General features: G+C 38.1%; 11 protein-coding genes. 6 read left to right on the top strand and 5 right to left on the bottom strand.

Annotated features, from left to right (window positions below):
* Positions 1-83: 83 nt before the first annotated feature.
* The 3 genes from VLB74_RS08770 to VLB74_RS08760 all read left to right on the top strand — a co-directional run bounded on the left by VLB74_RS08770 (position 84) and on the right by VLB74_RS08760 (position 2,202).
* Complete coding sequence (locus VLB74_RS08770; protein WP_325203080.1) at positions 84-893, top strand: mechanosensitive ion channel family protein; 810 nt, start codon at positions 84-86, stop codon at positions 891-893.
* Between the two features lie 72 nt (positions 894-965).
* A complete protein-coding gene (locus VLB74_RS08765; RefSeq protein ID WP_325203079.1) occupies positions 966-1,424 on the top strand; it encodes an SRPBCC family protein in 459 nt (152 codons plus the stop codon).
* Between the two features lie 172 nt (positions 1,425-1,596).
* Positions 1,597-2,202 carry a CDP-alcohol phosphatidyltransferase family protein gene (locus VLB74_RS08760; protein ID WP_325203078.1) on the top strand — a complete coding sequence of 202 codons (606 nt, stop codon included), beginning with the start codon at positions 1,597-1,599 and terminating at the stop codon, positions 2,200-2,202.
* Between the two features lie 59 nt (positions 2,203-2,261).
* Here VLB74_RS08760 and VLB74_RS08755 read toward each other — a convergent pair whose 3' ends face one another.
* From VLB74_RS08755 to VLB74_RS08745, 3 genes are all read right to left on the bottom strand, one after another.
* Positions 2,262-3,731 carry a lipopolysaccharide biosynthesis protein gene (locus tag VLB74_RS08755; RefSeq protein ID WP_325203077.1) on the bottom strand — a complete coding sequence of 490 codons (1,470 nt, stop codon included), beginning with the start codon at positions 3,729-3,731 and terminating at the stop codon, positions 2,262-2,264.
* A gap of 121 nt (positions 3,732-3,852) precedes the next feature.
* Entirely contained in the window at positions 3,853-4,617 is a 765-nt protein-coding gene (locus VLB74_RS08750; RefSeq protein ID WP_325203076.1) for an FkbM family methyltransferase, read from the bottom strand.
* A gap of 1 nt (position 4,618) precedes the next feature.
* Complete coding sequence (locus tag VLB74_RS08745; RefSeq protein WP_325203075.1) at positions 4,619-5,734, bottom strand: glycosyltransferase family protein; 1,116 nt, start codon at positions 5,732-5,734, stop codon at positions 4,619-4,621.
* A 122-nt stretch (positions 5,735-5,856) separates the two neighbouring features.
* On the opposite strand from VLB74_RS08745, the gene VLB74_RS08740 reads away from it, so the two are divergent.
* A complete protein-coding gene (locus tag VLB74_RS08740) occupies positions 5,857-6,705 on the top strand; it encodes a glycosyltransferase family 2 protein (protein WP_325203074.1) in 849 nt (282 codons plus the stop codon).
* Positions 6,706-6,780: 75 nt separating this feature from the next.
* On the opposite strand, the gene VLB74_RS08735 is transcribed toward VLB74_RS08740, so the two are convergent.
* Positions 6,781-8,370 (bottom strand): hybrid sensor histidine kinase/response regulator, encoded by a 1,590-nt coding sequence (locus tag VLB74_RS08735; protein WP_325203073.1) that lies wholly within the window; start codon positions 8,368-8,370, stop codon positions 6,781-6,783.
* A gap of 325 nt (positions 8,371-8,695) precedes the next feature.
* Between VLB74_RS08735 and VLB74_RS08730 the strand changes: the two genes are divergently transcribed.
* Positions 8,696-9,439 carry an MlaE family ABC transporter permease gene (locus tag VLB74_RS08730; RefSeq protein ID WP_325203072.1) on the top strand — a complete coding sequence of 248 codons (744 nt, stop codon included), beginning with the start codon at positions 8,696-8,698 and terminating at the stop codon, positions 9,437-9,439.
* A gap of 1 nt (position 9,440) precedes the next feature.
* The gene (locus tag VLB74_RS08725; RefSeq protein ID WP_325203071.1) at positions 9,441-10,211 is read left to right on the top strand and encodes an ABC transporter ATP-binding protein; all 771 of its coding nucleotides are present in this window, start codon (positions 9,441-9,443) and stop codon (positions 10,209-10,211) included.
* Between the two features lie 43 nt (positions 10,212-10,254).
* Here the strand turns inward: VLB74_RS08725 and VLB74_RS08720 are convergent.
* On the bottom strand, positions 10,255-10,949 hold a 695-nt coding region (locus VLB74_RS08720), incomplete at its 5' end, for a T9SS type B sorting domain-containing protein (protein WP_325203070.1).

Raw genomic sequence — 10,949 nt, 5'->3', positions numbered from 1 at the left:
CTTTTAACAGGTGGAGTGGTTTTGAAATACACAAAATGAGGAACAATAGAAACACATTAAATTAACTGTAATAAATAACAACTATGGATAATTTAGATAATTACTCGTCAAAATTTACGGAGTGGCTTGCAAACTTCGGCCCAAAACTTATTGGTGCATTATTAGTCTTTATCATAGGGCTTTACTTAATCAACATAGTGACACGCCTGATTTCAAAAGGATTAATGAAACGCGAAATTGATATATCCTTACAATCCTTTCTGGGAAGTGTTGTAAGTGTTGGTTTGAAAATATTGCTGCTTATTTCCGTTGCCGGGATGTTAGGCATTCAGACCACTTCTTTTGTTGCTGTGATTGGTGCTTTGGGTTTGGCTGTAGGCTTGGCTTTACAGGGATCACTGGCCAATTTTGCAGGCGGCGTTTTGATATTGGTTTTTAAACCTTTTAAAGTCGGCGATTTAATTGAATCCGGGGGACAAACAGGTCATGTTCAGGAAATCCAGATTTTCAACACTATTTTACTTACGGCCGAACACAAAACGGTAATACTTGCCAACGGCGGCGTATCCAACAATACCATAGTGAATTATACCAGACATGGAAATCTGCGTGTGGATATCACAATGGCGGTAGCACCGGACAGCGATATTGAAAAAGCGCGTGAGATTGCCATGCAGGCCATTGTAGCAAACAAATTTGTTTTGAAAGAGCCTGCCCCATCAATAAATGTAATTAAAGTTGGTGACGGAATGATTTCACTGGCGATTCGTCCTTATGCCGTACCTGCTGATTACTGGGGCGCCTTCTTCACGGTGCAGGAAGACATAAAAAATGCCTGGGACAGAAATAATGTTTCCGGACCTACCCCAACCAGGATTATTATTAATAAATAACCGCCTGAATAGGAAGAAACCTCTTCCAAAGTCCACAAGCAGTAATTACAAAAAACTAAATTATTAAGAAAAATGGTTAATATTATACATCGTCTCGGTATAAAGGCCCCTTTAGAAAAAGTTTATGAAGCTTTGGCTACTGTCGAAGGAATATCCGGATGGTGGACCAAAGACACTACAGGAATATCAGAAGTCGGAAAGTCAATAGTCGTGAAATTTTATTCACTTCAGGGCAATGAAATAGGAAGTATGATTATGGAAGTAAAAAATCTCGAACCGGAAAAAGAAGTCCGATGGCAATTTACTTCCGGGCCGGAAGAATGGGTCGGAACCGATGTGGTATTTAAACTTCACAGAGAAGAGGAATATACTATTGTGATGTTTAATCATCTGAACTGGGCAGAGGAAGTAGAATTTAAAGCGCACTGTAGCATGAAATGGGCAATCTTCATGCTTAGCCTGAAGCAGCTTGTTGAAACAGGAAAAGGAAGTCCTTCGCCCGACGATATTAAAATAGACAATTGGAATTAAACAGGAGTAATTCACCCATTCTTCGCTCTTGCTGGTTAAGAATAATAAAGACAACTATTAACAACCTATTTTTAACAAGAAGGAGTCAAGTCTAAACTAAAACCCTTTTTGTATATTTGGTTTAGTGACAAAACATTCCAAAGAAACAAAATTCCCTTCAGCAGAAATATTTATGAAGCACCAAATCCCAAAAGCGTTAATCTTTTCACGACTTATCATTGGTTTTGCAATAATTGCTTTCAGTTGTTTTCACATCGACAATTACGAAATAGTCGCAATAACACTTTTGACAATCGGATTGCTGACAGACATTTTCGATGGCATTGTTGCACGACAGCTAAATATCTCAACACAAAAACTCCGACGGTTAGATTCTACTGTTGACCAGGTATTTTTCGTTTCCGTGGCAGTAGCGACCTATATTCAATGCCCGGATTTTTTTGCAAGTAATGTTTTAAAACTAACATTACTCATTGGTGTGGAAGCATTAACCTATGTAGTCAGTTTTTTAAAATTCAGAAAAGAAATTGCCACGCATTCCATTGGCGCCAAAATTTGGACTTTGTTTTTGTTTGCAACACTTATTCAAATCATGATGCAATGTGAATCAACCATTTTATTCGACATTTGCTTTTGGCTTGGCATACTGACAAGACTTGAAATTATAGCCATCATCCTGACTTTAAAAGAATGGACAACCGATGTGCCTTCCTTTTATCATGCATTACAACTCCGACAGGGCAAAAACATTAAACGGCATAAAATGTTCAATGGGTAGCTTCGAGAGCCTCAACCACCGAGATTCGATAGCTTCAGCCAACTTTTTTTTTCAGAAAACTACTTCTTCCCGAAAAGCGATTTCGGCATGACCTCTTTAACCGGAATGATTTTAAAGATTTGATTTCCGAGCGCAAAAATCACAAAGGCAACCCCCGGTTTGTAACACAGTGTTAAAAACTTATTCCCGAAATCCGGCAACAGTTGACCTACGACTAAAACCACGGTTAAAAGCCCCAATAGGTAAAGGTATTTATTGCTAAACGGATGCACACCAAACTTCCGGTAATTAAAGACTATTTTTACCGCGTTGTACACCGTAAGCGAAATCGCCGTTGCCAAAGAAACCCCGACAATTCCCATTTTAAACCAGAACAGGAAAATCAGATTGGTGGTGATGGTCAGCACTGCTAACGCCACGGTCGTAGTATTATTGAATTTGTAATATTTGGAATTGGAAATGATGTAACCATTAAACCCTGTTGCCAAATCGAACAGAAACGCAAAGCCCATAATGTACACCACCGGCAATCCTTTGGCCAATTGGTCGCCGTTTTTCATCAGCATAAAAAGATCTTCTATACCTACGGCTACCAATCCAAAAAGCACCGCTCCAATCGCAAACAAATACAACGATGTTTTATGGTGCAGGGCTTTTAGGTCCTGCATATTGTTTTCGGCAATATAACCTGCAATAATCGGAGCTGATATTGTATACACGCCTAATGCAGGAACGGTAATCATACGCACCAGATTGAGCGATGTATTATAAATGGTAATCTCTTTAAAAGTTAGCATCTCGCCTATCATGTAGGTGTCGATGTTCAGGGCTACTACAGAGCCCATACTGCCTAAAAAAGTAAAGAACGAATAGGCCATTAGTTCACGTTGGAAACCATCCTGTCTTAAAAAGGAAAAATCGATTTTTGGTGACAGTTTTTCCAGTCGGTTCAGATATAAAAGCATCCCCAGAAGTGCCAAAACAAAAACGCCTACAAACAACCAAATGGAATCTTCTTCGGATAAATAATGCAGAAAGAAAAACAAGAAGGCCGCTACCATCCCAATTTTCGGAAACACGTTCTCAAAAATATTGGGCACTACGATTCGTTTCTTAATGGAAATGTATTTGGAACACAACTGGATTATAGCCAATAATAACGCTACAGGCAAAATATACACACTCATTTCCCAGAAATCGGTGGTTTTGAGTTGAGGAAAAATCAGTACTGCTAAAAAAAGTAATATCAAACCAATGCTAAAATTCGCTAAAATGAATCCAACCGAAAATTTAAACAGGTTTTGCTGATTGTTCTCGGCAACCATCTTCGGGAAGAAACGCACATTGGCGTGCATGATTCCCAATGCCACCACCGGCAAAGCCAACATAGCGGTTTGAAATACGAACTGCAGTTTTCCGGCAAAATCCAAATCATGCGGATATAAGAATACAGTCGACAGGATACCTATCAACGTACTGAAGTAGCCTACGATACTGTATTTTAAACTTTGTCTTGCTACTACACTCACTTTTTATTACGACTTATGAATTATCAATTACTAAATCAAATTCCAAATTTTCAAACAGGAACCACAAACAACTTTAAACTTTTCTCTTATCCCTTTTCCCTTCTCCCTAATCTCTAACACCTCAATTCGGAACAAAAATAAAATTATTAATATATCGGTTGAAATCATTCAAATATTCATCTTTTTGAAAATCAGCCATTTGGCTGTAATCGAACGGAACGGTTTTCAGGGTTTTTCGGTCGAAGTAAAATACCTCGTACCTAAAATTAATGATGAAATCGAAAATTTCATGAATTGGGTAATGCGCGTGACGCAATTCGATTTCGATGATAAAAATTGGTTTTATTGTTCGTAAAATAGTTTCACAACCTTTTACCGAATCAAACTCATGCCCTTCCACGTCGATTTTAATCACATCAATTTTTGACCATTGCTTTTCTTTGGCGAATTCGTCCAGCGCTACCATTTGGATTTCCACTTTTTCCACATCCTCACCCATTGCTTCCAAAGAGGCGCGCGTGTCCTGCAGCCCGTTACCTTTTTTAGGTATGTTCAACACAGCCGTTCCTGATTTGGACGAAACCGCAACCGGGTAAATTTCGGCTTTCGGGAATAACGGTTTGATGTAATTCACCAGACTTGAGTTTGGCTCAAAGCCTATAACTTTCCCGGTTGTGATAACTTTTTCAGCCTGGTACAGATAAATCCCTTTGTTGGTCCCTATATCAATGAATACTGAATCCGGTTTCAGGATCTGCTGTATATACAACAACTCGGGCTCGCACTTGTAGTTCCCGGTCGATAACGAATTTAAGGTTTTATAAAAACGCTTTTTGTATAACGAAGGCCAGAATTTATAGGCCATTTTGATTAATAATTTCAACATTTTATTTTGAATTGGCCAACGCCAACAATTGGTTTTCTAATTTATTTTTGACGGTTTCAAAGGTATACTGATTCAGATAAGGCTCTAATTTTTCGTATTCTGATGAAAGCTGTTCAATCGTAAGATTATTTAAAATTGTTTCTAAATCCGATGCGTTTTCATAGTACAGGTTGTGCCAGTTCATTTTCGGGTAGGAATTCGGAAACAAGCCTACTTTTCCGTTCTGAATGCAATCACCTTCGCTTCCGCTAACTTTTGTTGTCCCGTAATTTTCATCAACCCAATAAAACGATGTCTCGCTTTTAATCGGACACAAAAGCAAATGCGCTTTGGCAACCGTCCTGCTGTATTCTTCCCATGGAATAAACTTATGGTAATGGGTAATTTCAATATTGGTATCGCATTGCTCCTGCAGAGATTTCAGCTGATCTAAAACCTTATCATTCTCGGGTTTTCCCAAAAAAGTAAAATGCAATTTTGATTTTGGATGGAGTTTAGACAATACCGAAAGTAACATCGACACATCCTTACGTTTGTTGGAAACATTGCCCGGCATAACGATATTGATAGTTTCGGATGACAGAAAAGTACCCGGCTGGCAATAATTCATCTGTACAATTTCTGTTTTGTATGCATGCCTGCTTTTTCCAACAACCTCATCGTATAAACTTTTCGATAAAACACCAAACCGATCGGCTTTCAAAATCAATTTTCGGTTTTGGCCTATACTTTCTTTCAGGTATAACTTCAGAAAGTAGGTCAGACGTTCTTTTTCACTTAAAACATTCCGCAAGGAAATCCCTTTAAAAAAAAGGCTGAAGTTGAGATTGTGCAGCAGGCAAAAGGAAGGCTTTTGATCGAAAACCATTTTATATTGTTCGAAATTCCGATGAAAGGTATTTACGACTACCGCATCAAAATTGCTCACAGGAATTTCCGAAACAGAGTTTACAACCGTTATTATTTCCCTGGGAATGCTGCTGATTTTATGCAACACTTTTTCGTGAATAAAAAAACCGTATTCAATCTGATGCATCTCCTTCAGCAATAAATACCACTGTTCAAGCAAGGCTGAATGGGTTTCCATTTCGATAAAAGCAAATCGTTTTTTATCCACTACTCAATTTTCTAATCCTACAAAAATAGAGATATTTCCGCTGCAAAATTTGATTATTCAAAGGAAACCGGTTAGTCAACCTAAAATTTTATGTACGTTTGCAGTACTCCTTTCGTACAATTATGAAATATTACATCGTAATACCGTCGCATAACGAGGAAAAATTCATTTCCCTTACACTGGATTCGCTGGCAAAGCAAACGATTTTGCCTTCAAAAGTTGTTATCGTCAATGACAATTCCATAGACCGGACTGCCGAAATCGTTCAGGCTTTCGCCGAAAAACATCCTTGGATTACATTAGTAAACAAAACTTCAGATGCGATTCATTTACCGGGCAGCAAGGTGATTCAGGCTTTTCAGAAAGGACAGGAAACGCTTGACGAAGAGTATGATTTCCTGGTAAAAGCCGATGCCGATTTAATTTTCCCCGACATTTATTTCGAAACCATTATCCGTCATTTTAAAAGTGATGAGCAAATCGGAATGGTGGGCGGATTTGCTTATATCGAGAAAAACGGCGATTGGATTCTGGAGAATTTAACCGATAAAGACCATATCCGTGGTGCTTTTAAGGCTTATCGAAAAGCATGCTTTGCACAGATTGGCGGACTAAAACCGGCCATGGGTTGGGACACTGTAGACGAATTGCTATGCAAATTCTACGGTTGGAAAGTAGTTACTGACGAATCTCTGAAAGTAAAACATCTGAAACCCACAGGAGCCAATTACAACCAGGCTTCCCGTTACAAACAGGGTGAGGCCTTTTATGCCTTGGGCTACGGATTTTTCATAACCGCCATCGCCTCTTTAAAACTGGCAATGCGAAAAGGGAAACCGCTTTTGTTTCTGGATTATCTGAAAGGGTTCTGGAAAGCGAAATCGGAAAACAAACCGATGCTGGTTACGCCAGAACAGGCGAGGTTTGTACGCAGCTATCGTTGGAAGAAGATGAAAGATAAATTGTTTTAACAAACAAACCATTCTTAAAATAAATCCCAAGAATGGTTTGTAATGAAAATAGTAACACGCTGCCCTAATGGCATTTTAGTTCAAAAAAGTAACGTCAATATATTTATTAACGGCTTTTTTCAAATTCGCCTTATTAACTGGTTTTGAAAGGAAATTATCAAATGTTTTTCCGAAATGTCCTTCTTCATCTTCTTTAAAATAAGCCGATTGTGCAATGATTGGAATTTCAGGAGCTTCATTTTTGATTAACTGCGCAGCAGTATAACCATCCACCTGTGGCATTCGGAGATCCATTAAAATCAGATTGATATTCGGATTGTTTTTGTATATCTCATAAGCCTCTTCACCATTTTTAGCTCTTATAATGTTTACATTTCCTTTTTCAAGCAATGTTTTCAGTAACAAATAACTGATTTCTTCATCTTCTGCAATCAAAACCGTAGTGGTTTCTTTTGCTCTGGCTTTTTCTGTTTTAAATTCAGAAGGCGAAAGGATATAAGGAACTCTAAAATAAAATGCTGTCCCCACACCCGGAGTTGATTCTACTTCGAATACGCCTCCTAACAAATCAACTAACCGCTTGCTGTTGGAAAGCCCCAAACCTGCTCCGCTTCCTTCTCCCGAGGTTCTTTCTAACTTAAACTGTGAGTTCACGAGTTTATCCTTGAATTCTTTTTCCAACCCCACACCACTGTCTTTAACGTAGAATTCTATTTCATCCTTAACCAACTGGTATCCGATTTCTATAAAACCTTTTTCAGTGTATTTTATGGAATTATGCAGAAGATTGGTTAAAACCTGCGTAATTTTTGGCGCGTCTGTCAATACTTCGGCCTCTTTATCAGACAGTCCTTTTCTCACACGAAAATTCAGTCCGTTAAAAACCACCTGTCCGCCAAATTTTCCTTTTAACTCATCCAAAATCGCATTCAATGAAACTTTTTCTATGTGGACAACTTCTTTTTCCGATTCAAACGAGTTGTAATTCAACAGCTCTGATACGGTTCCCAACAACTCACTGGAGCAATTGGATATTACCTCGGCCAGATTATTTTTCTCGGCAATATCTAATTCAGTATTATTCAACAAATTGGACAACCCGGTAATTGTATCTACCGGAGTTTTAATTTTATGCAGAACGGTATTGACCAATTCGATATTCAAGGCTTTTTTGGCGGAAGCCGCTTTGCTCTCCAAAACCAATTCTGTTTCCTTTTTTTTAATTTCTGTCACATCAAATCCAACAAAATAACGACTTACGACATTTTTATTTTCAGAAGCCTCACAACGGTGTAAGGTAAAGTAACATTCTGATCCCGATTTTGTTACCGTTTTACACTCTAATTTATCCGGAAATTCTACTGACTTGTCATCGATTACAAATGTTTTGGAAGATTCCGGTTCAAACAAATCCAAAATAAATTCGTTCTTAACTTCGTTTTTACTGTACTCGGTTAACAGTTCAGCAGCCCTGTTAAAAAACCGGATTTTACCCTGCAAATCAGTTTCTATAAACAAAGTTGTTTCAGAATTAATCAACCCTTCCACTACAACTTTCGGTCCGTTATAGGTTTCACTCAATAACAAAGACAAGTTCACCAACTGATCATGCAAAATAGTCACCTGTCTTTCTAAATCTTCATATGACGGCTTATTTGCATTCATGTTTCCTTATTTTAAATTAATATCATTTTTCCCTTTTTTTAATCCAAAAAAATCACGGCAAATCAAATTCGAAATGCTTAAATAAAAATACAATTATTTGATAATCACAAAGTTACAATAATATCGACACAATATCAGGATTTTAAAATTTCATTAAATCTATTATCATAACCTTATTGGCACTGCCGGAAAATCGATAAAAACAGTTGTTACCATTTTTTATTTGCTGATTTATATTCAAATAAAAATCCTACCTATCAAAATATTCATAAATCAAAATCCTAACTCATAACTATTTTCGTATTTTCGCTAAATATTTATAAGCATGATTCGATATTTATCCCAGATAGGAAAGTACTTTTTGATGTTGAAGGAAGTTTTCAACAAACCGACTAAATGGTCCATGATGAAGCAGCTCATCATGAAGGAAATAGACGATTTGGTTATGGGTTCATTAGGAATTGTAGCGTTCATTTCGTTCTTCGTTGGTGGTGTAGTTGCAATTCAAACCGCATTAAACCTTACCAACCCGCTTATCCCTAAATACCTGATTGGTTTTGCCACACGTCAGTCTGTTATTTTAGAGTTCGCCCCTACTTTTATTTCCATCATTATGGCAGGTAAAGTGGGGTCATTCATCACTTCAAGCATTGGTACCATGAGGGTTACGGAACAAATTGACGCTTTAGAAGTAATGGGGGTTAACTCACTAAACTACCTGGTATTCCCTAAAATCGTAGCCATGATGTTATACCCTTTCGTAATCGGATTGAGTATGTTCCTGGGAATTTTTGGAGGATGGATAGCCGGTGTTTACGGAGGATTTGCTTCGAGTACCGAATTCCAGACCGGACTTCAGGTAGAGTTCATTCCGTTCCACATAACGTATGCGTTCATTAAAACGGTTTGTTTTGCTTTTTTATTGGCAACAATCCCTTCCTTTCATGGTTATTTCATGAAAGGTGGTGCTTTGGAAGTTGGAAAGGCGAGTACGACTTCGTTCGTTTGGACCTCCGTTGCGATTATTTTGGTGAATTATGTTCTAACACAATTACTTTTAAGCAAATAAGATGATTGAGGTAAAAAATGTAGAGAAATCTTTTGGAGAACAAAAGGTATTGAAAGGAATCACGACCAGTTTTGAAACCGGAAAAACCAACCTTATTATTGGGCAGTCCGGATCCGGAAAAACGGTTTTACTTAAAAGTCTGTTAGGAATTCACATGGTAGATTCAGGTACGATTTCTTTTGATGGCCGAATTTATTCCGATATGAATGACGATGAAAGAAGAGAATTGCGAACCGAAATCGGAATGGTATTTCAGGGAAGTGCGCTTTTTGATTCGATGACTGTGGAAGAGAACATTGGTTTCCCACTGAAAATGTTCTCAAACAAAAATACCCGCGAAATTAAAGAACGTGTTGATTTTGTAATTGATCGTGTTAAACTGATTAATGCCCATACAAAGAAACCTTCCGAAATATCAGGAGGTATGCAAAAACGTGTGGCGATTGCCCGCGCCATCGTAAACAATCCGAAATATTTGTTTTGTGACGAACCCAACTCGGGACTGGATCCGAAAACCGCTGTAGTAATCGACAATCTTATCCAGGAAATCACTGAAGAATACAACATCACAACCGTTATCAATACGCACGATATGAACTCGGTTATGGAAATTGGAGAAAAAATCGTTTTCCTGAAAGAAGGCGTTTTGGCCTGGGAAGGAACAAAAAAGGAAATATTCAAAACCGATAACGAAGCGATTGTTGATTTTGTTTATTCCTCGGAATTATTCAAAAAAGTAAGAAAGGCACAGAACAGAGCCGATAAATTATAAAAAAACGGAGTCAAAATTGGCTCCGTTTTTTTTATATTATTCTTTAGTAATTCAGATACACCCAACCGGTTTTCACATCTCCGGTGTCGAATGAAACCACGTAGTAATACGTTGCAACCGGAAGCTGATTCCCTTTATCATCCTTACCGGTCCAATCGGATATATAACCTTCTTTTTCAAAAACAGTTACTCCGTATCGGTTGAAAATTTTCACTTTGGTGATTCCGCTCAAACAGGACAAATCGAAATTGTCATTCAGACCATCATTATTTGGTGAAACTCCTTTCGGGATACCGCAATTAGTACAAGAAACCGCATAAGTATTGGTAACGGAACAACCATTGGCACTGGTTATGGTTAATGTGTATAAGCCGGCAGTACTTCCGGTAACATTAATCGGATTTGTATTCAGTACAGTTCCGTCAGGTGAAGTCCATGTATAGGTCAATGAATCTAAATTTATTTCCGGATCCGTAACTGTTGCCGTAAGATAAGTTTGGTCGTTTTGACAATTGTCTTTTACCGTAAAATAAGGCACCTTATCTACTACAACCTCAACGCTAGCGGTTTCAGAGACACATCCGTTTTGAGAAGCCATTACTGTGTATGTTCCCTGATTAACCACTGTAATATTATCCAGTATCGGATTTTGATCGTTTGAGTTGAATCCGTTCGGACCAGCCCATTGATAAACAACTCCCGGAACATCCGATGCAAAAAGATGCAACGAATTCCCTT

This window comes from Flavobacterium sp. (genome assembly GCF_035456225.1).
Taxonomy (GTDB): Bacteria; Bacteroidota; Bacteroidia; order Flavobacteriales; family Flavobacteriaceae; genus Flavobacterium.
The sequence above is the reverse complement of the archived record's forward strand: the minus strand, read 5'-3'. Positions and strand labels throughout refer to the sequence as shown.